Genomic DNA, 23,987 nt, shown 5'->3' on the forward strand with positions numbered 1-23,987 from the left:
GGGTCATGATGGTCGCCCTGGACGGCACCATCGTGGCCATCGCCAACCCGGCCATCCAGAAGGACCTCGGCGCGACGTTCGCGCAGGTCCAGTGGATCACGAACGGCTACTTCCTCGCGCTCGCGGTCGCCCTCATCACCGCGGGCAAGCTCGGCGACCGCTTCGGGCACCGCCAGACCTTCCTCATAGGCGTGGCCGGTTTCGCCCTCGCCTCCGGCGCGATCGGCCTCTCCTCCAGCGTCTCCGCCGTCGTCGTCTTCCGTGTCCTGCAAGGGCTGTTCGGGGCGCTGCTGATGCCTGCGGCGCTCGGGCTGCTGCGGGCCACCTTCCCCGCCGAGAAGCTGAACATGGCCATCGGGATCTGGGGCATGGTCATCGGGGCGTCCACCGCGGGCGGGCCGATCCTCGGCGGGGTGCTCGTCGAGCACGTCAGCTGGCAGTCGGTGTTCTTCATCAACGTGCCGGTGGGGGTCATCGCCGTGGTGCTCGGCGTGACGATTCTCCTCGACCACCGCGCCGACAACGCGCCCCGGTCCTTCGACCTGCCCGGTATCGGGCTGCTCTCCGGCGCCATGTTCTGTCTCGTCTGGGCCCTCATCAAGGCGCCCGAGTGGGGCTGGGGCGGCGGGCTGACCTGGACGTTCCTCGCGGTCGCCGTCGCCGGGTTCGGGGCCTTCGCGTTCTGGGAGACCAAGGTCAAGGAGCCGCTGATCCCGCTCGGCCTCTTCCGTTCCGTACCGCTCTCGGCCGGTGTGGTGCTGATGGTCCTCATGGCCATCGCCTTCATGGGCGGCCTCTTCTTCGTGACGTTCTACCTCCAGAACGTCCACGGGCTCAGTCCCATCGACGCGGGGCTCCACCTTCTCCCGCTCACCGGGATGATGATCGTCGGCTCCCCTCTCGCCGGTGTGATGATCACTCGCTTCGGGCCCCGGATCCCCCTCGCCGGGGGCATGGCCTGCACGGCTGTCGCCATGTACGGCGTCTCCACCCTCGACACGGACACCGGCAGCCTCGCCATGTCCATCTGGTTCGCCCTCCTCGGCCTCGGCCTCGCGCCGGTCATGGTCGGAGCGACGGAGGTCATCGTCGGCAACGCGCCCATGGAGCTCTCCGGGGTCGCCGGGGGTCTTCAGCAGGCGGCCATGCAGATCGGCGGCAGCCTCGGTACGGCCGTCCTGGGCGCGGTCATGGCCTCCAAGGTGGACAGCGCGCTGCCGGGCAACTGGAAGGCGGCCGGGCTCCCCGACCTGACCCCGGCCCAGCTCGACCGGACCGCCGAGGCGGTGCAGGTGGGGGCGGCGCCGGTGGCTCCGGGGACGCCGGACGCGGTTGCGGCGAAGATCGCCGACGTGGCGCATGAGACGTTCATCTCGGGGATGAGCCTCGCGTCGCTGGTTGCCGCTGGGGTGGCGGTGTTCGCCGTGCTGGTGGCGTTGTTGACCAAGCGGGGGGAGAACGCGGACGCCGCCGGGGGTGGGGTCCACATCTGACACCCCGTCAACTCCCTCCCCGTCAACGAAACTGACGCAACGTCAAGGAAGTTCCCCAATCAGGGTGACTTTGCTAAAGGTTCCTCGCGAACGGTTCGCGGCGCGCGTCACAGTGGGTCAGGCCCAGGGCTGCGGCGCGCTGCCGGAGGGGGATAGCGCGCTGCGGCCCTGGGCGGGGGCGGGGGGTGCCGCTCTGGGATATCCGGGTTCATGGCGGCGTCCGTCCTTGTGCGACACGGAATCCGGCGAGAGTCGCGACGTACCCCCGGCATCGGCGATTCCCCAGGCCAGGGCCACCAGGACCGTCAGATACGCGACGGCCAGCAGGCGCCTGTTCACGTACGCGCCTCCTGGACGAGTACGTCGTAGTACTCACCCAACGCCACGACACACTGAGCCAAGCCCTTGACCCGCGTCACCTCACCGACCAGCCCGGGCTGCCGGGAGACACCGAGCCGGCGCCGGGCGTCGGCGACGACGGCCGAGACGGTCTCCGCCCGGCCCTGTTCCCGGGCGGCCCGCTCGACCCGGGGGATCAACTCGGCGATACAGGCGGCGAAGTCCCGCCCGAACCCGGCCACCGTCTGATGCCGAGGCAGCGACTGCTGCTCCAGAAACCAACCGGCCTCGGCACGCACCGCGTGAACCGTCGGCGGCTGGGCAACTCCCTTGCCGGTGACGGCCGTCCGGTGACGCGGGCACGCGCACGCCGGGAACTTCAGGGGAAGCGGCTCGGGGGGTGTGTCCGGTTCGACCGACACATTGCGGATACCGAGATCGCGGGTGACACGGCCGTACCGGTCGACGGTGAACACATGCACCGTCATACGGGGCTTCGGCGGGCGGGCTTCGGCTTCGAGCGGGGTTGTGCTGTCCAACTGTCAGTGCTCCTCGGGCGTTCGACGCAGTCCTGGTCAGGCACGGGTCGGCATCCGCAGGTACCTGGTCACGTCTCCGCGGTCGAAGCACGCCTCACCGTCGCACGACAGATGGTGAAGGCGGGCGGCAGCCACAAGTACCCCTGTGCGGGGTACACGCCGTCAGAGGGCGGAGCACCACTCGGCGAATGCGGTGAGGGCCTCGGAATCGGCTCGCTTGAGGCGTCGGAGGGTTCCCGCGTCCTCGCGGACCCACGGGTGTTCCCGGGTGTGCTGAGGGGCGATGCGGCGGGCCGCTTTGAGAGCCTCGAAGGAGCGGTCGGCTTGTCCTGACCACAAGTACGCGCGGACCAGGTCGATGTAGAAACCGCTCCGCCGCTCTGCGGGAAGGTCGATCGGGGGCTTCCACTCGCGCGCCACTTCCAGTGCCCTGCCGACATGGTCGTGCCCGAGGCTGACAGCGACGGAGACTTCGTGGACACGTACGGAGTCGGGGCCGAACGCGGTGCCGTGGTAGACGGCCTCAGGGACCTGGTCTGCGAGGGCATGGGCCTCGGTGAGATGCATGTGAGTGGCGGCGATGTCACCCGCTCGGCCCGCGATGACGGCCGCCCTCATGTGGAGTGCTCCCCGAGCCGCGGCCCTTTCTGCCGTGGCCGGTGCGGGTGCCGCGTCGAGCGCCTGCTCCAAGGCCCGCAGACCCGCCGTATGGGCGGACGCGGCGAAGAACGTCTCGGTACGCACGTAGGCCACGGAGGCTGTCAGCAGTGGGTCGTCCGCGTCAGGAGCGATGCTGCGCATGAGGTCGATCAGCCGGGCGGAGAGGTCCCAGGCGCCCACCTTGAAGGCGGCGGCGTCCGCCGAGCGGCATGCCGTGACCAGCAGAGCCGCGAGTGCGGCACGGTCGGACCCGTCGAACTGGTGGCGGGCACGGGCGAGTTCGGCCAAGAGGCCAGGCAGTCTTCGGGCGATACGGGTGTAGTGCGCCGTGAGTCTCCAGTCCACGGTGGCGTCGACATCCGCACGCAGCTCTCGCAAGGGACGCACCACGCCGTCCTCCGGGATCTCCTGCGTGGCCAACGCTGCGGAAAGCGCCGGCAATGCAGCGTGGACGGCGGTGTGCGGAGCGCCGCGTCCGAACAGGAGCAGGAAAGGGTCCACACCGAGGGCGTCCGCGAGGTCCCGTTGGGACATCTTGGGTCGCATGATGCTGCGGTAGTAGGCGACGCGACCACCCACCCCGCCTCGGACGTGTGCAGACAAGCTGGCTCCTGGCTCGGCGCATCCACCGCGAACCGTATCCGTGCAGGAACCCTCCGTGTACGGAAACGGCCCCAACGCCTTCGGGAACAGCGAGGGTTATGCGTCATGCCTCGCGATGTCGACGAGTTGCGTGAGGCTGTCGATGCGCCAGTCCGCCGCCGCGACGACCTCGGGAGCGTCGGCCCAGAAGTGCCCCCAGGGACCCCGGCGTAGGTGTGCCGTCCTCAACCCGGCTGCTCTGGCGGGGAAGATGTCGTTCGCCGGGTGGTCGCCGACGTAGAGGGTGCGGTCGGCGGGGGACTGGGACACCTCCAACACCTTCTCGAAGAAGGCCGGTTGGGGTTTCGCGGCTTTCCATTCCTCCGACGTGGCGATGAGGTCCGCCGGGAGGTCCAGGGCGCGGAGCAGGTCCCCGGCCAGGGCCGTCTGGTTGCCTGCGACGATCACGCGTACGCCTGCCTCGCGCAGTGCCGTCAGGGCGGGGCGGACGTCGTCGTAGAGGTCCGTCCCGTCGAGGCGTTCTCCCCGGCCCGCCGCCGCGCGTCTGCGGTACTCGGCCGCGATGTCGATGCCGGGACGGACGAGCCGTAGCGCTTCCGCGTTGTCCTGGCCCTGAGCCACCACGGCTCCGACGAGAGCGGAGAGGGTGTGGCGGGGGATGTCCAGCCAGTCGGCCCAGGCTGCCCAGTAGCGGTCGTCTCGGGTGAGGGTTTCGCCCACGTCCAGCACGATGGTTTCCAGCACGCTGGGAAACTACAGGGGTTGGAGGAGCGGCGTGACCACGATCGCGGTGACCGGGCACATGAATCTGACGGAGGGGAGCGTGCCGTTGGTGCGGGAGGCGTTGGGGGAGTTGCTCGCGGGGTACGCCGGGGATCTCGTCGGGGTTTCGTGTATCGCGGAGGGAGCCGATGCGCTGTTCGCCGAGGCCGTGCTCGCTGTCGGCGGACGGCTTGTCGTCGTCATCCCCTCCCAGGACTACCGCGCGAAGAAGGTGAAGGCCGACCACGCGGACCTCTTCGACCGGCTCCTGGAAGCCGCCGACGAAATTGTCGTCATGCCGCACGAGACCGCCGACCGCCACGCGTACGAGGCCGCCAACGCCGTTCTCATCCAGCGGGCCGAGCGGATCGTCGCCGTCTGGGACGGGGCGGCGCCGACCGGGAAGGGTGGCGGTACCGCCGACACCGTTGTGGAGGCGCGTGCGGCTGGAGTGCCGGTGGACGTGGTGTGGCCGCAGGGAGTCGCTCGGCAGGAATGAACCGGCCTCAGCGGGTACCCGACGTGAAACAGCCCCACAGGCAAGGGAGTTGACTCATGTCGGGGTTTGGGCACGGGGCGCGTAAGTACCCCCGTTCGCGTGGCCGGATGAGGTCAGGGAGCGGGCCGGATCGTGTGACGCTCGGGATCGTGGGGGCGGTGTGTGCGGTCGCCGGGTTCTTCGTGCTCGGGATTGTGCTGGGGCCCGTCGCCATGGTGTGCGGGTGGCTGGCCATGGGGCGGAGGTGGGTGTCCCGGGGTGTCGCCCCGCTCGTCGCGGTGATTCTCGGCGGACTGGACACCCTGCTCGCCGTGTTGTGGTTCGCCGGGGCGTCGGGGAACGGGTGGATGTAGGGCCCCGCTCCCCGACGGCCGCCCCGCTCCCCGACGGCCGCCCCGTTTTCCGGCGGCCGCCCCGTTCCCCGACGGGCGGTGAGTTCTACGCGTCGCCCCCCGCAGCGCCGGGATCAGCCGCCGCCACGTCCAGCAGCTGGTACCGCTCGATCGCCTGCTTCAACGCCGACCGCTCCACCTTCCCCTCCTTCGCCAGCTCCGTGAGAACCCCCAGCACGATCGACTGCGCGTCGATGTGGAAGAACCGACGGGCCGCACCCCGCGTGTCCGCGAAGCCGAAGCCGTCCGCGCCGAGGGACTGGTAGGGGCCGGGGACCCAGCGGGCGATCTGGTCGGGGACCGAGCGCATCCAGTCGGAGACGGCGACGAACGGGCCCTCGGCGCCGGAGAGTTTGCGGGTGATGTACGGGACGCGCGCGTCCTCCTCGGGGTGCAGGAGGTTGCGGCGTTCCACGTCGATGGCCTCGCGGCGCAGTTCGTTCCAGGACGTGGCCGACCAGACGTCGGCGCGGACGTTCCACTCCTCGGCGAGGATGCGCTGCGCTTCGAGGGCCCACGGGACGGCGACACCGGAGGCCAGGATCTGGGCCGGCGTCGAGCCTGCCGTACCGGCGGAGACGCGGTGGATGCCCTTGAGGATGCCGTCGACGTCGACGTCGTCGGGCTCGGCGGGGTGCTGGAGCGGCTCGTTGTAGACGGTGAGGTAGTAGAAGACGTCCTCGCTGTCGGGCCCGTACATCCGCCGTAGCCCGTCCTGGACGATGTGGGCGATCTCGTACCCGTACGCGGGGTCGTAGGCGACGCACCCGGGGTTCGTGGAGGCGAGCAACTGGGAGTGTCCGTCGGCGTGTTGGAGGCCCTCGCCGGTCAGCGTCGTACGCCCGGCGGTCGCGCCGAGGACGAATCCGCGCGCGAGTTGGTCCGACATCTGCCAGAACTGGTCGCCGGTGCGCTGGAATCCGAACATCGAGTAGAAGACGTACACCGGGATGAGCGGCTCGCCGTGCGTGGCGTACGCGGAGCCCGCCGCGATCAGGGACGCCGTGCAGCCCGCCTCGGAGATGCCGTCGTGGAGCATCTGCCCGGTCGGCGACTCCTTGTAGGCGAGCAGGAGTTCACGGTCGACGGACTCGTACTGCTGGCCGAGCGGGTTGTAGATCTTCGCGCTCGGGAAGAAGGAGTCCATGCCGAACGTGCGGTACTCGTCGGGCGCGATGAGGACGAAGCGGCGGCCCAACTCCTTGTCCCGCATGAGGTCCTTGAGCAGCCGGACGAACGCCATGGTGGTGGCGATGGACTGCTGGCCGGAGCCCTTCTTCACGCTCGCGTACGCCTTGTCGTCCGGCAGCGCGAGCGGCTTCGCGCGCACGACGCGCGTCGGGACGTACCCGCCCAGCGACTTGCGGCGGTCGTGCATGTACTGGATCTCCTCCGAGTCCCGCCCCGGGTGGCAGTACGGCGGCAGGCCGGACTCCAACTGCTGGTCGGAGATGGGGAGATGGAGCCGGTCACGGAAGCCCTTGAGGTCGGCGACCGTCAGTTTCTTCATCTGGTGGGTGGCGTTGCGGCCCTCGAAGTTGGGGCCGAGTGTCCATCCCTTGACGGTCTTTGCCAGGATCACCGTCGGCTGACCCGTGTGCTCGACGGCGGCCTTGAACGCGGCGTAGATCTTCTTGTGGTCGTGCCCGCCGCGCCCGAGGTGCAGGATCTGGTCGTCGGACATGCCCTCGACCATCGCGCGCAGCCGCTGGTCGTCGCCGAAGAAGTGGTCGCGGATGTAGGCGCCGGACTCGGTGGCGTACGTCTGGTACTGGCCGTCCGGCGTCGTGTTCATCCGGTTGACGAGGATGCCGTCGCGGTCCTGCGCGAGCAGCGGGTCCCAACTGCGGTCCCAGATCAGCTTGATGACGTTCCAGCCGGCGCCCCGGAAGACGGACTCCAGCTCCTGGATCACCTTGCCGTTGCCGCGTACGGGTCCGTCGAGGCGCTGGAGGTTGCAGTTGACGACGAAGGTCAGGTTGTCGAGGTTCTCGCGGGCGGCGATCGTCAACTGGCCCAGCGACTCCGGCTCGTCCATCTCGCCGTCGCCGAGGAACGCCCAGACGTGGGACTTCGAGGTGTCGGCGATGTCGCGGGCGTGCATGTACCGGTTCATGCGGGCCTGGTAGATCGCGCCGATCGGGCCGAGGCCCATCGAGACGGTCGGGAACTCCCAGAAGTCCGGCATCAGGCGCGGGTGCGGGTACGAGGAAAGGCCGTACGGGGCGCGGGACTTCTCCTGGCGGAACGCGTCGAGGTGCTGCTCGGAGAGGCGGTCGAGGAGGAACGCGCGGGCGTAGATGCCGGGGGAGGCGTGGCCCTGGAAGAAGACCTGGTCGCCGCCGTCGCCCTCGTCCTTGCCGCGGAAGAAGTGGTTGAAGCCGACGTCGTACAGGGACGCGGAGGACGCGAACGTCGCGATGTGGCCGCCGACGCCGATCCCCGGACGCTGGGCGCGGGAGACCATCACCGCGGCGTTCCAGCGGGTCGCGTTGAGGATCCGGCGCTCGATCTCCTCGTTGCCCGGGAAGAACGGCTCGCTCTTGGTGGGGATCGTGTTGACGTAGTCCGTGCTGCGCATCTCGGGGACGGCGACGCGCTTCTCACGGGCCCGCTCGATGAGCCGCAGCATCAGGTAGCGGGCGCGCTCGCGGCCCCGCTCGTCGATGGCGGCGTCGAGGGAGTCGAGCCACTCCCGCGTTTCCTCGGGGTCGAAGTCAGGCACCTGACTCGGAAGGCCGCCAATGATGATCGGATTGCGATCGGATCCGGAAGCCACGCTGTTCCTTACCTGTCGGAGGGCCGCCGCGGGGCCGGGGAGCCCTGGGAGCCGCTGGTGGTCTCTGCCTGCTGCCACACCGTTCCCCATCGTGTACCTCGGGGAGTCAAACGTCATCTCTACCGTGAGGTAACCCCTGGGGTGTACACCGGGGTAACGGTGCCCTTCTGCGAGTCGGCGATTTCCAAACGCGCAAACAGGGCAGAAAGGTGTGGTGTGTGTCACCTTTGCTGTGGAAACCTTGACGGGAGTTGCGGCGACACGGCCCGGATCGTCACCGTTTAGGCGGTCCGAATCGCCGGGTACTTGCGCGATCCGCCCCGCCCGTGTGGACTACGGCCAACACCACGCGCGTACGCGTGGCCTAGTTGTCATCGAAAGAACATGATCAGGAGGCAGACCGTGAGCGCGACCGCGGACCACGCGGAGACGAGCCTGGCCGTCAGGTTGGGTTTCCAGCCCGGCCAGGTGGTCCAGGAGATCGGCTACGACGAGGACGTAGACCAGGAGCTCCGCGAGGCCATCGAGGAGGCCACCACCACCGAGTTGGTGGACGAGGACTACGACGACGTCGCTGACGCCGTGGTGGTCTGGTTCCGGGACGACGACGGTGACCTGACGGATGCGCTCGTCGACGCCATCGGGTACCTGGAGGAGGCCGGGACGATCCTGCTCCTCACCCCGAAGACCGGGCGTGACGGCTACATCGAGCCCAGCGACATCAACGACGCCGCGCAGACGGCCGGACTGTCGCAGTCCAAGAGCGTCAATGCGGGCAAGGACTGGGTGGCGACCCGCCTCCTGCCCCCGAAGGGCGCCAAGCGCTGAGCCCCGCCCACAGCTGACGGAAGCGGGTGCGGACCCCCTCCGGGGATCACCCGGAACTCGACCGCACCCGCATCCCGCCGAGCCCTCCCAAAATCCCGCCACCCCCTTCGCCGTACGCTGTGATCCCCCGAACAGCCCAGCGAAGGGAAAGATCCCGATGGTGATCCAGGTCGGCGAGACGGCTCCGGACTTCGAGCTCAAGGACAACCACGGCGCGACCGTGAAGCTCTCCGACTTCCGGGGCGGCAAGAACGTCGTGCTGCTCTTCTACCCCTTCGCGTTCACCGGCGTGTGCACCGGCGAACTGTGCGAACTGCGGGACAACCTGCCGACGTTCGAGGACCGCGACACCCAGCTCCTCGCCGTCTCCAACGACTCCATCCACTCCCTGCGCGTCTTCGCCGAGCAGGAGGGCCTGGAGTACCCCCTGCTCAGCGACTTCTGGCCGCACGGCGAGGTCTCCCGCGCGTACGGCGTCTTCGCCGAGGACAAGGGCTGCGCGGTACGCGGCACGTTCGTCATCGACAAGACCGGCACCGTCCGCTGGACGATCGTCAACGCCCTCCCCGACGCCCGGGACCTCGGCGACTATGTCAAGGCTCTCGACACCCTGTGATTGTTCCGGGCCTGGGCCTGCGGGGTGCGGGAACCCGTCACTAGGATCGGATCGTTGATCCGGCATATCCGACGTACGACGGGGCTCCCCGCCCCAGGAACCCAATGGAGGACTCGTGGGAGTCAGCCTCAGCAAGGGCGGCAATGTCTCGCTGACCAAGGAGGCCCCGGGCCTGACCGCGGTCATCGTCGGTCTGGGGTGGGACGTCCGCACCACCACCGGCACCGACTTCGACCTGGACGCCAGCGCGCTGCTGGTGGACTCGTCCGGCAAGGTCGCCAGCGACGCGAACTTCGTCTTCTTCAACAACCTCAAGAGCCCGGACGGCTCGGTCGAGCACACCGGCGACAACATCACCGGTGAGGGCGAGGGCGACGACGAGCAGATCAAGGTCAACCTCGCCGGCGTCCCGGCCGACGTCGACAAGATCGTCTTCCCGGTCTCGATCTACGACGCCGAGAACCGCCAGCAGTCCTTCGGCCAGGTCCGCAACGCGTTCATCCGCGTCGTGAACCAGGCGGGCGAGACCGAGCTCGCCCGCTACGACCTCTCCGAGGACGCGTCGACGGAGACCGCGATGGTCTTCGGCGAGCTGTACCGGCACGGCGCGGAGTGGAAGTTCCGCGCCATCGGCCAGGGCTACGCCTCGGGCCTGCGCGGCATCGCCCAGGACTTCGGCGTCAACGTCTGACGCCCCCTCCCGCGCGCGGGACGCCGTATCCAGCCCCGTACCCGGCCCGTACGGGCGTACGAGGCCATACACCGCCGTACGACGCCGTACACGGCGTTTGGGGACGGCGTCCCGCGTGCAGGACAACCGGAGAAGTACCACCAGGGGAGGACAGCAACATGGGTGTCACGCTCGCCAAGGGGGGAAACGTCTCCCTGTCCAAGGCCGCTCCGAACCTCACGCAAGTGCTGGTCGGACTCGGCTGGGACGCACGCTCGACCACCGGCGCACCCTTCGACCTCGACGCCAGCGCGCTGCTGTGCAGCAACGGCCGGGTGCTGGGCGACGAGTGGTTCGTGTTCTACAACCAGCTGAAGAGCCCGGACGGCTCGGTCGAGCACACCGGCGACAACCTGACCGGTGAGGGCGAGGGCGACGACGAGTCGCTGATCGTCGACCTCCCCAAGGTGCCCGCCCACTGCGACAAGATCGTCTTCCCGGTCTCGATCCACGAGGCCGACGCACGCGGCCAGACCTTCGGCCAGGTCGCGAACGCGTTCATCCGCGTCGTCAACCAGGCCGACGGCCAGGAACTGGCCCGCTACGACCTCTCCGAGGACGCCTCCACGGAGACCGCGATGATCTTCGGTGAGCTGTACCGCTACCAGGGGGAGTGGAAGTTCCGTGCAGTGGGACAGGGGTACGCGTCGGGTTTGCGGGGCATCGCTCTAGACTTCGGAGTCAACGTTTCGTAAAGCCGAGTACGGCGCGGGGGAGACCCGTACCTACGGATTGGGTAGCCAGTGCTTCTGAAAACCTTTGGATGGTCGTTCGCGGTCACCGCGATCGGCCTGGCCGTGGGTGTCCTCTACGACGGGTGGACCGGCCTCGGCATCGTGGCGATCCTCTCCATCCTGGAGATCTCCCTGTCCTTCGACAACGCGGTGGTCAACGCCGGGATCCTGAAGAAGATGAACGCCTTCTGGCAGCGCATCTTCCTCACGGTCGGCGTGCTCATCGCGGTGTTCGGCATGCGCCTGGTCTTCCCGGTCGTGATCGTCGCCATCAGCGCCAAGCTGGGCCCGATCGAGGCCGTCGACCTCGCTCTCAACGACAAGACCCGCTACCAGGAGCTGGTGACCGACGCGCACGCGTCGATCGCCGCCTTCGGTGGCATGTTCCTGCTGATGATCTTCCTCGACTTCATCTTCGAGGAGCGGGACATCCAGTGGCTCGGCTGGATCGAGCGCCCGCTCGCCAAGCTCGGCAAGGTCGACATGCTGTCGGTCTGCATCGCGCTCGGCGTCCTGCTGACCGCCGCGTTCACGGTCGCCCCCAACGCGCACATCCACGGCGGCGGACACGTCGACAAGACCGAGACGGTCCTCCTCTCCGGCATCCTCGGCCTGATCACGTACCTCGTGGTCGGCGGCCTCTCCGGCTACTTCGAGGGCAAGCTCGAAGAAGAGGAGGAGCGGGAGCACGAGGAGGAGGAAGAGGCCAAGCGCGCGGGCAAGCAGAAGCCGGTCATCCTGCTCGCCGGCCGCGCCGCGTTCTTCATGTTCCTCTACCTCGAAGTCCTCGACGCGTCGTTCTCCTTCGACGGCGTGATCGGCGCGTTCGCCATCACCAACGACATCGTCCTGATGGCCGTCGGCCTCGGCGTCGGCGCGATGTACGTCCGGTCGCTGACCGTCTACCTGGTCCGGCAGGGCACGCTCGACGACTACGTCTACCTGGAGCACGGCGCGCACTACGCGATCGGCGCGCTGGCCGTCCTGCTCATGGTCACCATCCAGTACCAGATCCACGAGGTCATCACCGGCCTCATCGGTGTCGTCCTGATCGCCTGGTCCTTCTGGTCCTCCGTCCGCCGCAACCGCGCGCTGGCGGCGGCCGAGGGAAAAGCGGCGGGGTCTGACGACGCGAAGGCGGAGGTCTCCTCCGGCGTCTGAGACCCGGCGTGTGAGACCCGGAGTGTGTGATCACCTTCCGGATGAGGAAAGCTAGTTGGCGGGGCGGCTGTTCGACACGGCCGCCCCGCCGGGCATTTCACGACGCGGGGTTCTACGAGAAGGACATGGGGCGGGAGATGGGCTTCTTCGACGGCCTGCTGGGCAGCCGCGCGGCCGACTTCGACTCGGGCAGCGCCGCGAGCAACGCGATCGAGCTGAGCAAACGGCACCCTCAGGTCTCGCTGACGAAACAGGGCGCGGCCACCGGCAACCTCCGCGTCAACCTGACCTGGCGGATGCGGACGTCCGACTTCGGCGGGATGCAGCGCGAGAGCCTCCTGCGCCACCCCTTCAAGGCGCTCAAGCCGCCGGAGGTCGTCGGGCACAGCCAGAGCATGGTCAACGTCGACCTGGACCTCGGCTGCCTGTACGAACTCGCCGACGGCTCCAAGGGCGTCGTACAGCCCCTCGGCGGACTGCTCGGCGACGTCAACGACGCGCCGTACGTCAAGCTCAGCGGGGACGACCGGTTCGGGTCGGCGTCTGGGGAGACGATGTACGTCAATCTCGACCACCGCGAGAACATCAAGCGGCTGCTGGTGTTCGTCTACATCTACGACCAGACGCCGGCGTTCGACCGTACCCACGCGATGGTCACGCTGTACCCGAGCAACGGGCCCCGAATAGAGGTCGGGCTGGACGAACGGCACCCCCAGGCGCGGTCCTGCGCGGTCGTGATGATCGAGAACGTCAAGGGGGAGCTGATCGTGCGGCGGGAGGTGCGGTTCGTGTACGGGTTCCAGGCGGAGCTGGACCGGCTGTACGGGTGGGGGTTGCAGTGGGGGCGGGGGTACAAGGCGAAGGCGGAGAAGTGACCCGCCGTCACCTTGCGAGGAGCTACCGGCCGATGAACTGAGGCCCCTGCGGCGGCATCTTGAACTCCTGCGGGTAGCCGTACGCCGGTGCCGACTGGCCGTACGTCGGGAGGGAGGCCGGGTAGCCGTACGCCGGCTGCTGCGGGGGCGTCGGCGGCTGTTCCGGGGGGAGCGGCTGGGAGAAGGTCTGGTGGCTCGCGGGGGGCTCCTCTTGAGGTGGGGTCTCCGGGCTCTCGGGGCTCTCGGGGGTCTCGGGCTCCGAATCGTCCACCGAGATGCCGTAGTTGACGGCGAGGCCCTCCAGCCCGTTCGAGTAGCCCTCGCCGATCGCGCGGAACTTCCAGCCCTCGCCCCGGCGGTAGAGCTCGCCGCAGATGAGGGCCGTCTCCTCGCCCGTCTCGGGACGGACGTCGAACACGGCGAGCGGGTCGGAGTCGGCGCGGTTCGCGTCGTACAGCGCGATCTGGAGGGACCGGACGTGGTCGAAGGTGACCCCGTCCGCGGAGGCGACCAGCAGAATCTGGCTGACGACGGACTCGACGCCGGTCAGGTCGGTCTGGATGGTGTCCGTAAGGACGTCCGCGACCCGCTTCTGGCCGAGCCGCCAGACCTTGCCGGAGGGATGGCGGGGCTGGTTGTAGAAGACGAAGTCCTCGTCGGAGCGCACGCGTCCGTCGGAACCCAGGAGAAGAGCGGAGGCGTCGACATTCGGAACGCCCTGCCCGGGGGTCCAGCGCAGCACGGCGCGCACCGTGGTGGCTTCGAGCGGGACGTTCGACCCCTTCAGCATCGCGTGCGTCATGGCGTCATCCTGCCCTCTCGCCGCTGAGCAGGACAACCGAGGCGTGGAGTCCATCCGGAGGTGTCGGGTGGCGTTACCAGAAATTCATTCCCGGCGGGAACTTTTGAACCGATCGGTACGTACTATTACCGGTCACTTGTTTTCACAGAATCCACCAGGCTTGCCGTCCGTCACGGGGGTAGACATGCGTCATTTCGGGCACATCGCCCCGCAGGAGAGGCGCCGCCTCTTCCACCAGGAACCCTGCGCGTTCGGTACGGACTCCCCGGCCCGCCTGCTCTCCGCGGCCCTCGGCGCCACGCTCTACAGCCCGGCGACCCGCCCCCACCTCGCGGACGACGTGATCAAGCAGGCCACCCAGGGCGTCGTCTCCATGGTCCTGTGCCTGGAGGACTCCATCGGCGACGAGGACGTGCCCGCCGGCGAGGAGAACCTGGTCCGCCAGTTCGCCGACCTCGCGACCCGCCCCGAGGAACTCCCCCTCCTGTTCATCCGGGTCCGTACGGCCGACCAGATCCCCGACCTCGTCCGCCGCCTCGGCCCCACTGTCTCCCTGCTCAGCGGGTTCGTGTTCCCCAAGTTCACCGAGGAGCGCGGCACGGCGTTCCTGGAGGCCCTGACCGCCGCCGAACTCGCCAGCGGCAAGCGGCTGTTCGGGATGCCGGTGCTCGAAACGCCCGAGCTGATGTACCGCGAGACCCGCGTCGAGGCCCTGGAGGGCATCGCCCGCGCCGTCGACAAGTACCGCGACCGCGTCCTCGCGCTGCGCCTCGGCGTCACCGACTTCTGCTCCTCGTACGGCCTGCGCCGCGCCCCCGACATGACCGCGTACGACGTCCAGATCGTCGCGTCCGTCATCGCCGACGTCGTCAACATGCTCGGCCGCGCGGACGGCACCGGGTTCACCGTCACCGGCCCCGTCTGGGAGTACTTCCGCGTCCCCCAGCGGATGTTCAAACCGCAGCTGCGCACCAGCCCCTTCCTTGAGGTCGAGGCCGTCGAGCTGCGCGAACGCCTCATCGAGCACGCGATGGACGGGCTGCTGCGCGAGATCTCCCTGGACCACGCGAACGGCCTCCTCGGCAAGACCTGCATCCACCCCTCGCACGTCCCGGCCGTCCACGCGCTGTCCGTCGTCAGCCACGAGGAGTACAGCGACGCGGCGGACATCCTGCGGCCCGAGCGCGGCGGCGGGGGCGTCCTGCGCTCGGCGTACACGAACAAGATGAACGAGGTGAAGCCGCACCGCGCCTGGGCCGAGCGCACGATGCTGCGCGCCGAGGTGTTCGGGGTGGCTCGCGAGGACGTCGGGTTCGTCGATCTGCTCGCGGCCGGGATCCCCGCCTGAGCTCTGTGCTGTGTTTCGGTGACCTCATGAGGAGCGATGTGAACGACGCGGTCTGGTCCGGCGGTTGGGTGTCCGAACGGCTCGGGGTCGAGCTGGCGGGGGACGCGGTGCTGCCGGAGATGCTGGGTCTCGCGCTGCGTCGCAACCCCAAGCGGGCGCATCTCCTGGTGTCCAACGTGCTGGGCAAGCATGTGCCTCAGCTGCCGTCGGTGGTGTACGGGCATGGGTTCGCCCTGGGACGCCGGGTGCGCGAACTCCTGGGTACCGATGCCGAGTCGGCGGTTGTCGTGGGGTATGCGGAGACGGCGACGGGGCTGGGGCACTCGGTCGCGGACGGGGTCGGGGATGTGACGTACCTGCACTCGACTCGGCGGCCGGTGGAGGGGGTTGAGCGGGCCGGGGGGTTCGAGGAGGCGCATTCGCATGCGACGTCGCATGTGTTGTTGCCGGAGGATGGGGAGTTGCTGGGCGGGGACGGCCCGTTGGTGCTGGTGGATGACGAGTTCTCGACGGGGAACACGATCATGAACACGATCCGGGATCTGCATGAGAGGTATCCCCGGGGGCGGTATGTGGTGGTGACGCTGGTGGATATGCGGTCGGGGGCGGATGCGGGGAGGCTTTCGGCGTTCGCGGAGGAGATCGGCGCTCGCGTGGATCTCGTGGCGGCGGCATCGGGAACGGTGAAGCTGCCGGAAGGGGTGCTGGAGAGGGGACAGGAACTGGTCGGGCGGTACGAGCCCGGCTTTTCAGGGGCGCAGGGAACTGTGCCATCAGCCCCCACCGGCCCGCAGCCGAACATCACCAGAGTCGACCTGCACTGGCCTGCGGACCTCCCCGACGGCGGCCGTCACGGCTTCACCGCCGCACACCGAATACGACTGGACGCCGCGCTCCCCGAGATGGCCGCCCGCCTCGCAGAGGCACTCCCTCTCGATGCCCGCCGTGTCCACGTCCTCGGCTTCGAAGAGCTGATGTACGCCCCCCTCCGCCTCGCCCACGAGCTGGAGCACATAGCCGACGCCGAGGTCCGCTACTCCACGACGACCCGCTCCCCGGTCCTGGCCGTCGACGACCCCGGATACGCGATACGGACCCGCCTGACCTTCCCCGCCCACGACAACCCGGCGGACGGCCCAGGCGACAGGTACGTCTACAACATCGCCGGCGCCGACTTCGACGCCGTCCTCGTGATCGTCGACTCCACCGCGGACACCCCCCAACTCCACGCCCCCGACGGCCTGTTGGCTCAACTCGCCGAACACACCCCGCAAGTGATCCTCGCCGTGATCCCCTCCTACCTGCCGGGAAGGCCCATGCTGCAAGCCCCCCTCAGAGGCCCCGCCTTCTCCTCGTACGCCCCGGACGAGGTCGGCTGGCTCCTCCAGGACCTCTCGGACGTCACCTTGGAGGCGCCGACGGAGGAACGCGAGGAGGCGGTGCAGAGCGGCGGCGCCCACTACGCGGAGTCCCTGCCGATCGAGTACCAGCCGACCGAGCAGTACCAGGCGCTGTTCCAGACGGCGTTGACGGAATCGGCGGCCCGCCTCGCGCAGGCGGTCGGCGTGGTCACGGAGACGGTCCTCGCGGAACGCTCACCGCACCCGGTGCTCGTCTCGCTGGCCCGAGCCGGCACCCCCGTCGGCGTCCTGATGCGCCGCTGGGCCCAGCACCGGCACGGCCTCGACCTGCCGCACTACGCCGTGTCGATCGTGCGCGGCCGGGGCATCGACGCGAACGCGCTGCGCTGGCTGGCCGAGCACCACGACCCCGCCGACGTCGTGTTCGTCGACGGGTGGACCGGCAAGGGGGCGATCACGCGGGAACTCGCCGCCGCGATCAGGGAGTTCGAGGAGGCGGGGGGCGCTGCCGGGTTCGACCCCGAGATCGCCGTCCTCGCCGACCCCGGTTCCTGCGTCCGGACGTACGGCACGCGTGAGGACTTCCTGATTCCCTCCGCCTGTCTCAACTCGACCGTGTCCGGGCTGATTTCGCGAACTGTGCTGCGGGCGGACCTGGTTGGGCCGGACGACTTCCACGGGGGCAAGTTCTACCGGGAGTTGGCCGGGGCTGACGTCTCGGTCGCCTTCCTGGACGCGGTGTCCTGTCGGTTCGCCGAGGTGGGGGAGGCCGTCGACGGCGCCGTCAAGGAGCTGCTCGCCAGTGACCGGACGCCGACCTGGGAAGGGTGGGCGGCCGTCGAGCGGATCAGTGAGGAGTACGGCATCCATGACGTCAACCTCGTGAAGCCGGGGGTGGGGGAGACGACGCGGGTGCTGTTGCGGCGGGTGCCGTGGAAGATCCTCGCTCGGGCGGGGGCCGGGGCTGATCTGCGGCTTGTCCGTCTGCTTGCCGAGCAGCGGGGCGTGCCCGTCGAGGAAGTCGCCGAACTTCCGTACACCTGTGTCGGTTTGATCCATCCCCAGTACACACGCGGTGCCACCGGCGCCGACGGGAAGGCTGTGACCGTCTGATGCCGGTACTCGTCGCCAGCGATCTTGACCGTACGCTCATCTACTCACCGTCCGCGCTCGCCCTCACGATGCCGGACGCGCGTGCGCCCCGGCTGCTGTGCGTCGAGGTCCATGAGGCGCGTCCGCTGTCCTTCATGACGGAGACGGCGTCCCAACTGCTCTCCGAGCTGGGGGACATGGCGGTTTTCGTCCCTACGACGACGCGGACGCGCAAGCAGTACCTGCGCATCAACCTGCCTGGGCCCGCGCCCACGTACGCGATCTGTGCGAACGGGGGGCACATCCTGGTCGACGGCGTGAGCGACGGCGACTGGCAGGCGGCGGTGACGTCCCGCCTCGCCGCGGAGTGCGCCCCGCACGAGGAGATCCAGGCGCACCTGGCCACAACCGCCGACCCGGTATGGCTCCGCAAGCAGCGCGTCGCCGAGGACCTGTTCTCGTACCTGGTGGTGGAACGCGAGCTCCTGCCGGAGGAGTGGGTCAAGGAACTCGCTGCGTGGGCGGAGGGTTTGGGCTGGGGGGTGTCGCTCCAGGGCCGCAAGATCTACGTGGTCCCGAAGCCGCTGACGAAGAGCGCGGCGGTCCGTGAGGTGCTGCGGCGTACGGGGGCGAAGCTGAGCCTGGGCGCGGGTGACTCGCTGCTGGACGCGGACCTCTTGGAGGCCGTGGACCTCGGATGGCGGCCTGGGCATGGGGAGCTGGCGGACACGGGTTGGATGGGCCCGGGGGTGACAGCGCTACCGGAACGGGGCGTGTTGGCCGGCGAACGAATCTTGCGGGAGTTTTTGAAGGCGGTGCGGTCGGGGGTGTGAGGGGGGTGGGCGACTGCGGGTAGTGGTGGGTTGCTCGCGCAGTTCCCCGCGCCCCTGAGAAAGATGGGGTGAGGGTCGGGACTTCGGGTGCAGGCAGTGGGGGGTGTTCGCGCAGTTCCCCGCGCCCCTGAAAGACGTGGCGAGGGCCGGTGCTTCGGGTGCGGCCAGCCACTAACTACCCGCACCTGACTACGGCCAGCACCCAGTTTTTTAGGGGCGCGGGGAACTGCGCGATCGGCCACCGACTACCCGCACACGGCCTCTCACAGCACCCCCCACCCCCTCACCCGCAACAACCTCCGCCACAACATCCCCCACCCCCGCCCGACTTCGGCGCAGCCGTCGTACCCCCCACCGCCACCGCAGACAGCAACTTCACCGTGTCCCCATGACCGGCAGGACAGTCGGCCGGAGCCGAGGACTCAGCCATGGGTCGGGACAACTCGAACGTATCGCCGCAAGTCCGGCAGCGGTATTCATAGCGAGGCATGGCAGAAGGCTAACGGCTCGGTCGAGGTCACGTCCGTGTGACGAAGTCCCTCCCTCCGGTTTCCGCCGTACGCAGTTGATTGCGTTCATTTCTGTCACTTTCTTGTGTGGAGAACTTGCGAAGAGCACTGGTAATTTGAGTGGGCCGCGAGGTCGGGGGGACGTGGGGGGCTTCACAGCCGTGACCAGGTGAACGAAAGCCCGCCCGTACGTCATGTGCGTCCCTGTGCGCGGCATCCACGAATGCGGAGGGAGACGCTGTCGTGACCAGGCGGGGGGAGGGGGAGAGGCCCCACAAGCCGGACGCGGTCCCGCGCCCGGACGAGACGATGCAGCTGAAGATCCCCGCCTCCTTCCGGGCGGACGAGACGATGCAACTGCGCATAGGCGACCTGGAGATACCCGAGGCCGGGGAACCTTCCGGCAAGGGCGACCGGGCGAGCCGCCTGGACCGCAAGAAGGAACTCCGGCCGTCCCCGCTGCGCCGCCTGGCCGGCGCAGCCGCCCCGTACGCACGCCGCCTGCGCCCCGCCTACCCACGCCCGGGCCGGGACGGCTGGCGCCGCTGGATGCCTTCGTGGCGCCAGTGGGCCGGCGCCACCCTCGCCGGCACCGGCGCGAGCGTCGTCCTCCTCGGCATCGCCTACGCGGCCACCGACATCCCCGACCTCAACTCGTACGCCAAGCAGCAGGACAACGTCTTCTTCTGGGCCAGCGGCGCCCCGATGGCCCGCACCGGCTGGGTCCAGCGCCAGGACATGCCGCTCAAGGACGTCCCGGAGCACGTCCGCTACGCGGCCATCGCCGCCGAGAACGCCAACTTCTACAACGACCCCGGCATCTCCCTCAAGGGCATCAGCCGGGCCCTCGTACGCTCGCTCGGCTCGGGTGATACCCAGGGGGGATCGACCATCACCCAGCAGTATGTGAAGAACGTCTACCTGAACCAGGAACAGACGGTCAGCCGCAAGTTCACCGAGGCGATGATCGCGCTCAAGCTGGACAACCAGATGAGCAAGGACGACATACTCCAGGGCTACCTCAACACCAGCTGGTACGGCCGGGGTACGTACGGCATCCAGCGCGCGGCCCAGGCGTACTACGGCAAGGACGTCGGCGAACTCAACGCCAGCGAGGGCGCGATGCTTGCCGCGCTCCTCAAGGGCGCGGGCCTGTACGACCCGACGCTGAGCGCCGCCAACCACAAGCGCGCCGTGGTGCGCTGGAAGTGGATCCTCGACCGGATGGTCGACATCGGGAAACTCTCCAAGGAAGAGCGCGCGAAATACACGCAGTTCCCCGAGCCCCTCAAACGCAACCCGCTCTATGACACGGGTCAACAGACCGACTATCTCGTCGAGTTGGCGACCAGCTATGTGAAGAAGGCCGCGAACATCTCCGACAAGGACTTCGACCTCGGCGGCTACCAGATCTACACGACCTTCGACAGGAACCGTGAGACGGAGCTCACCGACGAGATCACCAAGGCCCGCAAGCAGGCCCAGAAGGACGACCCGAAGAACGCGAAGGCCGCCCACTACGGCGCCGCCTCGGTCGGCGCGGACGGACGGATCATCGCCGTCTACGGGGGCCCCGACCACCGTACGCAGGGCTACAACGAGTCCAACGCCACGACGGTGCCCGCCGGTTCGGCGTTCCAGCCGTTCGTCTACGCGGCCGGGCTCGAACACGGCGTACAGAAGACCCGTGAGGGTCCGGTCGAGCAGGTCACCCCGCAGTCCCTGTACGACGGGAACAACGGCGCGCTGGTCAGGACGCCCGAGGGGCCGTACTGGGACCGCAGCGGCAAGCCGGTCGCGGCGAAGAACGACGGCGGGAAGTCGTACGGCATGATCAGCCTGCGCCGGGCCCTCGCGCTCGGTGTCAACGGGCCGTTCATGCAGCTCGGCATGGACACCGGCCTGGACATGGTCCGCAAGACCGCAGAGGACTCGGGCCTGTTGTCCTCCAGCATCGGCGCGATGGTGCCCGCCCTGTCCACGGGCAGCTCCACGCCGAGCGCGATCCGCATGGCGAGCGGCTACTCCACGTTCGCCGCCGGCGGCACCCACACCGAGCCGTACTCGGTGCGCAAACTCACCCGCAACGGCGGCCAGGTGGACCTCGCGATCCCCGGGAAGCAGCGGGCGATGAGCGAGGAGGTGGCCGGGCAGGTGACCGACGCGCTGACCGAGTCGCTGCGCACCGCCCACCCCTCGGCGACCGGCGCCGGGAAGTCCGGGACGACCGAGAAGGACACCGCCGCCTGGTTCGTCGGCACGGCCGAGAAGGTCTCCACGGCCGTCGTCGTCTACCGCATCGACCTGACCAAGAGCCTCGAACCCCTGCCGCTGGAAGGCATCGCCAAGAGTGCCGGCGAGAGCGTTCCGTACCGCATCTGGTCGCGGGCCACCAGTACCGACTGACCACCGGACCGCCCCCGTCCCCCAGCAGAATGAGCAGCCGCACATGAAGCAACCGTCGGGCCGCCGCCGCAAGGCACCCGAAGCACGTCCCAAGTCCCCGGTGAAGGCCCGGCGTTCGGGGTTCCTCTCGCTGGCCGCCGCGCTCGTCGTCACCTCGCTCGTCGGGGGATACCTGGTGCTCTCGGGCACCGACCGGACCACGCCGACGGCCGCCGAGGGGCCCCAGGGGCAGCAGACGGTGAAGGAGACGGAGGAGCCGTGGGACGGCAAGACCAAGGTGCTCGGGGACGGGTCGACGTCGTACACCGGCCCGCAGACAGGGCAGTTGAAGCCGGAGAAGCTCAAACCCGGTGAGAAACCACCCCAGTTCGTCGTCTTCTCCTGGGACGGCGCGCTCCAGGGCGACGACCAGCTCTTCTCCCACTACCGGAGCCTGGCGCAGGAGTACAACGCGCACATGACGTTCTTCCTGACCGGCATCTACCTGCTGCCGAAGGACAAGAAGAACCTCTACCACCCCCCGCAGCACCCGCAGGGCAGCGCCGCGATCAGCTACGCGACCGACGAACACATCCGCACCACCCTCGAACAGCTCGGCCGGGCCTGGGAGGAGGGGAACGAGATCGGCACCCACTTCAACGGGCACTTCTGCGAGGCCAAGGGCGGCAAGGACTGGAGCGTCGCCGAGTGGAAGAGCGAGATCGACCAGTTCTACGCGTTCACGGAGAAGTGGAAGACCAACACCGGCTTCAAGGAGATGGACCCGCTGCCCTTCGACTTCCGCAAGGAGGTCACCGGCGGGCGCGCACCCTGCCTGGAGGGCCAGCCCAACCTGCTGAAGGCGGCGAAGAGTTACGGCTGGCGCTACGACGCCAGCTCGCCCGGCAAGTTCCAGGTCTGGCCCGACAAGAAGGACGGCATCTGGGACTTCCCGCTCCAGATGCTCCCCTACGAGGGCGGCAAGTACCAAGGTCTGTCGATGGACTTCAACTTCCTCTACAACCAGTCCAACGGCCAGGTGAACGGCGACCCCGCCAAGTACCCGCAGTGGGAGCGGGAGACCCTCGACACCTACATGGCGGGCTTCAACCGGGTCTACTACGGCAGCCGCGCGCCGATGTTCATCGGCAACCACTTCGAGGACTGGAACGGCGGCGTCTACATGAGGGCCGTCGACCAGACGATCAAGAACGTGTGCACCAAGAAGGACGTGAAGTGCGTGTCCTTCAAGGAGTTGGCGGACTGGATGGACGTCCAGGACCCGGGGACCCTCGACCGGCTCCGAACCCTTGATCCTGCCCAGAGCCCGGACTGGTCAACCGTCGTCCAGTGACGGTCTCATAACAGCTTGCCGCGCCTGAAGGTAACCCCCTTCACAACAGCCACACATGGCATGCAAGGATTCCGCTACCCGGCATCCCTCCCCCGCCGGGCCAGAGGGGAACTATCAGTGAAGTCAAGGAAATTGAGCCGTTCGCGGCGCCGCGTCACGATACTCACGGCGACCGCCGCATCGGTCGCCGCAGGTGTCGCGCTGCTGCCGAACTGGTCGGCGGGAGCCGCCACCCCGAGCAACCCCACGGTGGACGCCAAGACCCGGGCGACCTTCCAGAAGCTCGCCGACGCGGTCTTCACCGACCGCACCGACGCGCTCGTCGACGGCAACCGCAAGAAGCCCACGACCCAGGGCTTCTCCGGACGCGTCAAGATGTCCTCGAAGCAGCACAGCACCGAGAGCAGCACCCTCAACTCCCTGACCCAGCGCAAGAACACGCTGGCGAAGCTCGGTGAGAAGTACAGCAAGGGCACCACCGGCGTCAGCCTCGACACCGTCAAGGTGACCGGCCGCACCGCCAAGGCCCAGGTCACCGAGACCACGGTCCTCACCTACGAGAAGACCAGCGCCAAGGAGCCGAACACCACCGGCTTCCAGGCCCACCACGAGCTGACCTTCAAGGCCGACCAGGGCGGCAACTGGCAGCTCTCCGGCGTCCGTTCGACCGACACGGGCGGCACCACCGTCAACCAGGTCGCCGCGCCCGCCGTCACCACCGTCAAGCCGGCCACCGCCGAGACCGACACCCCGGCCGCCCCGCGCGCCGCGACGACGCGCAACCCCGTCGCCGTCCCGAAGGTCCTCACCGGCGGGACGTACGACTACAAGGCGATGGCGACCTACGCCGAGAAGTACTGGAGCAACTACAACCCCGACTACCCGAACTTCAACGGGCAGGGCGCGGGCGGTGACTGCACCAACTTCGTCAGCCAGTCCCTGAAGGCGGGCGGCTGGAAGCACGCGCCGGGCTACGTGTACGACTACACGAAGTGGTTCGGCAACAACGAGATCCAGTCGTACTCGTTCGTCGGCGTCAACGAGTGGTCCTGGTTCACCCAGAACGCCAAGCGCTCCACGCCGCTCGCGAACGTCTACCAGATGCAGGTCGGCGACGTCCTCCAGGTCGACTTCGACCGGGACGGCTCCAAGGACCACACGATGATCGTGTCCTACGTCGCGAACGGTATGCCCTACCTGACGTACCACTCCTCGAACACCTACCGGCGTTCGCTGTCGAGTGTCCTCGCGTCGTACCCGAACTCGTACTACTACGCGTACCGCACCTGATCC

Annotated in this window: 22 protein-coding genes; 15 read left to right on the forward strand and 7 right to left on the reverse strand. The window is 68.5% G+C overall.

Annotated features, from left to right (window positions below):
• Window positions 1–5 precede the first annotated feature (5 nt).
• Window positions 6–1,493: an MFS transporter gene (locus J8M50_RS11370; RefSeq protein ID WP_370516663.1), complete on the forward strand. Its 1,488-nt coding sequence runs from the start codon at window positions 6–8 to the stop codon at window positions 1,491–1,493.
• A 117-nt stretch (window positions 1,494–1,610) separates the two neighbouring features.
• Here J8M50_RS11370 and J8M50_RS11375 read toward each other — a convergent pair whose 3' ends face one another.
• The 4 genes from J8M50_RS11375 to J8M50_RS11390 all read right to left on the reverse strand — a co-directional run bounded on the left by J8M50_RS11375 (window position 1,611) and on the right by J8M50_RS11390 (window position 4,378).
• On the reverse strand, window positions 1,611–1,832 hold the full coding sequence (locus J8M50_RS11375; RefSeq protein WP_141655592.1) for a hypothetical protein: 222 nt from the start codon (window positions 1,830–1,832) through the stop codon (window positions 1,611–1,613).
• Window positions 1,829–2,371 carry a DUF6415 family natural product biosynthesis protein gene (locus J8M50_RS11380; RefSeq protein WP_050987257.1) on the reverse strand — a complete coding sequence of 181 codons (543 nt, stop codon included), beginning with the start codon at window positions 2,369–2,371 and terminating at the stop codon, window positions 1,829–1,831. Before J8M50_RS11380 ends, J8M50_RS11375 begins: the two co-directional genes overlap by 4 nt.
• A gap of 162 nt (window positions 2,372–2,533) precedes the next feature.
• Window positions 2,534–3,577 (reverse strand): hypothetical protein, encoded by a 1,044-nt coding sequence (locus J8M50_RS11385; RefSeq protein WP_050987261.1) that lies wholly within the window; start codon window positions 3,575–3,577, stop codon window positions 2,534–2,536.
• Between the two features lie 153 nt (window positions 3,578–3,730).
• Window positions 3,731–4,378, reverse strand: coding sequence for an HAD family hydrolase (locus tag J8M50_RS11390; protein ID WP_029183996.1), 648 nt, complete (start codon window positions 4,376–4,378; stop codon window positions 3,731–3,733).
• A 31-nt stretch (window positions 4,379–4,409) separates the two neighbouring features.
• Between J8M50_RS11390 and J8M50_RS11395 the strand changes: the two genes are divergently transcribed.
• A complete protein-coding gene (locus J8M50_RS11395; RefSeq protein WP_010354698.1) occupies window positions 4,410–4,895 on the forward strand; it encodes a hypothetical protein in 486 nt (161 codons plus the stop codon).
• Between the two features lie 56 nt (window positions 4,896–4,951).
• Window positions 4,952–5,248 (forward strand): hypothetical protein, encoded by a 297-nt coding sequence (locus J8M50_RS11400; RefSeq protein ID WP_029183995.1) that lies wholly within the window; start codon window positions 4,952–4,954, stop codon window positions 5,246–5,248.
• An 85-nt stretch (window positions 5,249–5,333) separates the two neighbouring features.
• On the opposite strand, the gene aceE is transcribed toward J8M50_RS11400, so the two are convergent.
• Window positions 5,334–8,066, reverse strand: a complete 2,733-nt coding sequence (gene aceE, locus J8M50_RS11405; RefSeq protein ID WP_010359295.1) for a pyruvate dehydrogenase (acetyl-transferring), homodimeric type — start codon at window positions 8,064–8,066, stop codon at window positions 5,334–5,336.
• Window positions 8,067–8,468: 402 nt separating this feature from the next.
• Between aceE and J8M50_RS11410 the strand changes: the two genes are divergently transcribed.
• The 6 genes from J8M50_RS11410 to J8M50_RS11435 all read left to right on the forward strand — a co-directional run bounded on the left by J8M50_RS11410 (window position 8,469) and on the right by J8M50_RS11435 (window position 13,010).
• Window positions 8,469–8,894, forward strand: a complete 426-nt coding sequence (locus J8M50_RS11410) for a DUF3052 domain-containing protein (RefSeq protein WP_010359294.1) — start codon at window positions 8,469–8,471, stop codon at window positions 8,892–8,894.
• Between the two features lie 157 nt (window positions 8,895–9,051).
• Window positions 9,052–9,510 carry a peroxiredoxin gene (locus J8M50_RS11415; RefSeq protein ID WP_010359293.1) on the forward strand — a complete coding sequence of 153 codons (459 nt, stop codon included), beginning with the start codon at window positions 9,052–9,054 and terminating at the stop codon, window positions 9,508–9,510.
• 115 nt (window positions 9,511–9,625) lie between these two features.
• Window positions 9,626–10,201, forward strand: coding sequence for a TerD family protein (locus tag J8M50_RS11420; protein WP_010359292.1), 576 nt, complete (start codon window positions 9,626–9,628; stop codon window positions 10,199–10,201).
• A gap of 158 nt (window positions 10,202–10,359) precedes the next feature.
• Window positions 10,360–10,935 (forward strand): TerD family protein, encoded by a 576-nt coding sequence (locus J8M50_RS11425; RefSeq protein ID WP_010359291.1) that lies wholly within the window; start codon window positions 10,360–10,362, stop codon window positions 10,933–10,935.
• 48 nt (window positions 10,936–10,983) lie between these two features.
• The gene (locus J8M50_RS11430) at window positions 10,984–12,135 is read left to right on the forward strand and encodes a DUF475 domain-containing protein (RefSeq protein WP_010359290.1); all 1,152 of its coding nucleotides are present in this window, start codon (window positions 10,984–10,986) and stop codon (window positions 12,133–12,135) included.
• A 137-nt stretch (window positions 12,136–12,272) separates the two neighbouring features.
• Window positions 12,273–13,010 (forward strand): TerD family protein, encoded by a 738-nt coding sequence (locus J8M50_RS11435; RefSeq protein ID WP_010359289.1) that lies wholly within the window; start codon window positions 12,273–12,275, stop codon window positions 13,008–13,010.
• Between the two features lie 22 nt (window positions 13,011–13,032).
• Here J8M50_RS11435 and J8M50_RS11440 read toward each other — a convergent pair whose 3' ends face one another.
• A complete protein-coding gene (locus J8M50_RS11440; RefSeq protein WP_010359288.1) occupies window positions 13,033–13,812 on the reverse strand; it encodes a TerD family protein in 780 nt (259 codons plus the stop codon).
• Between the two features lie 184 nt (window positions 13,813–13,996).
• Between J8M50_RS11440 and J8M50_RS11445 the strand changes: the two genes are divergently transcribed.
• The 3 genes from J8M50_RS11445 to J8M50_RS11455 are packed head-to-tail and all read left to right on the forward strand — an operon-like array spanning window position 13,997 to window position 18,446.
• A complete protein-coding gene (locus tag J8M50_RS11445) occupies window positions 13,997–15,160 on the forward strand; it encodes an HpcH/HpaI aldolase/citrate lyase family protein (protein ID WP_010359287.1) in 1,164 nt (387 codons plus the stop codon).
• Between the two features lie 26 nt (window positions 15,161–15,186).
• The gene (locus J8M50_RS11450) at window positions 15,187–17,634 is read left to right on the forward strand and encodes a phosphoribosyltransferase (RefSeq protein WP_029184535.1); all 2,448 of its coding nucleotides are present in this window, start codon (window positions 15,187–15,189) and stop codon (window positions 17,632–17,634) included.
• Window positions 17,634–18,446, forward strand: coding sequence for a hypothetical protein (locus J8M50_RS11455; protein WP_010359285.1), 813 nt, complete (start codon window positions 17,634–17,636; stop codon window positions 18,444–18,446). The genes J8M50_RS11450 and J8M50_RS11455 overlap by 1 nt, the downstream gene beginning before the upstream one ends.
• A 283-nt stretch (window positions 18,447–18,729) precedes the next feature.
• On the opposite strand, the gene J8M50_RS11460 is transcribed toward J8M50_RS11455, so the two are convergent.
• Window positions 18,730–18,936 (reverse strand): FmdB family zinc ribbon protein, encoded by a 207-nt coding sequence (locus tag J8M50_RS11460; protein WP_010359284.1) that lies wholly within the window; start codon window positions 18,934–18,936, stop codon window positions 18,730–18,732.
• 262 nt (window positions 18,937–19,198) lie between these two features.
• Between J8M50_RS11460 and J8M50_RS11465 the strand changes: the two genes are divergently transcribed.
• From J8M50_RS11465 to J8M50_RS11475, 3 genes are all read left to right on the forward strand, one after another.
• Entirely contained in the window at window positions 19,199–21,361 is a 2,163-nt protein-coding gene (locus J8M50_RS11465; RefSeq protein WP_010359283.1) for a transglycosylase domain-containing protein, read from the forward strand.
• A gap of 43 nt (window positions 21,362–21,404) precedes the next feature.
• Window positions 21,405–22,694 carry a polysaccharide deacetylase family protein gene (locus J8M50_RS11470; RefSeq protein WP_010359282.1) on the forward strand — a complete coding sequence of 430 codons (1,290 nt, stop codon included), beginning with the start codon at window positions 21,405–21,407 and terminating at the stop codon, window positions 22,692–22,694.
• A gap of 132 nt (window positions 22,695–22,826) precedes the next feature.
• Window positions 22,827–23,984 carry an amidase domain-containing protein gene (locus J8M50_RS11475; protein ID WP_010359281.1) on the forward strand — a complete coding sequence of 386 codons (1,158 nt, stop codon included), beginning with the start codon at window positions 22,827–22,829 and terminating at the stop codon, window positions 23,982–23,984.
• The last annotated feature ends 3 nt before the right edge of the window (window positions 23,985–23,987 follow it).

The organism is Streptomyces acidiscabies (assembly GCF_020010905.1).
In the GTDB taxonomy this organism is placed as follows: domain Bacteria; phylum Actinomycetota; class Actinomycetes; order Streptomycetales; family Streptomycetaceae; genus Streptomyces; species Streptomyces acidiscabies.

Bases quoted from the DNA above. Each gene is read 5' to 3' on its own strand.
- J8M50_RS11370 (WP_370516663.1), top strand. From the start codon at position 6: ATGATGGTCGCCCTGGACGGCACCATCGTGGCCATCGCCAACCCGGCC.
- J8M50_RS11385 (WP_050987261.1), bottom strand. From the start codon at position 3,577: ATGCGACCCAAGATGTCCCAACGGGACCTCGCGGACGCCCTCGGTGTG.
- J8M50_RS11400 (WP_029183995.1), top strand. From the start codon at position 4,952: ATGTCGGGGTTTGGGCACGGGGCGCGTAAGTACCCCCGTTCGCGTGGC.
- J8M50_RS11415 (WP_010359293.1), top strand. From the start codon at position 9,052: ATGGTGATCCAGGTCGGCGAGACGGCTCCGGACTTCGAGCTCAAGGAC.
- J8M50_RS11425 (WP_010359291.1), top strand. From the start codon at position 10,360: ATGGGTGTCACGCTCGCCAAGGGGGGAAACGTCTCCCTGTCCAAGGCC.
- J8M50_RS11435 (WP_010359289.1), top strand. From the start codon at position 12,273: ATGGGCTTCTTCGACGGCCTGCTGGGCAGCCGCGCGGCCGACTTCGAC.
- J8M50_RS11440 (WP_010359288.1), bottom strand. From the start codon at position 13,812: ATGACGCACGCGATGCTGAAGGGGTCGAACGTCCCGCTCGAAGCCACC.
- J8M50_RS11445 (WP_010359287.1), top strand. From the start codon at position 13,997: ATGCGTCATTTCGGGCACATCGCCCCGCAGGAGAGGCGCCGCCTCTTC.
- J8M50_RS11450 (WP_029184535.1), top strand. From the start codon at position 15,187: ATGAGGAGCGATGTGAACGACGCGGTCTGGTCCGGCGGTTGGGTGTCC.
- J8M50_RS11455 (WP_010359285.1), top strand. From the start codon at position 17,634: ATGCCGGTACTCGTCGCCAGCGATCTTGACCGTACGCTCATCTACTCA.
- J8M50_RS11460 (WP_010359284.1), bottom strand. From the start codon at position 18,936: ATGCCTCGCTATGAATACCGCTGCCGGACTTGCGGCGATACGTTCGAG.
- J8M50_RS11470 (WP_010359282.1), top strand. From the start codon at position 21,405: ATGAAGCAACCGTCGGGCCGCCGCCGCAAGGCACCCGAAGCACGTCCC.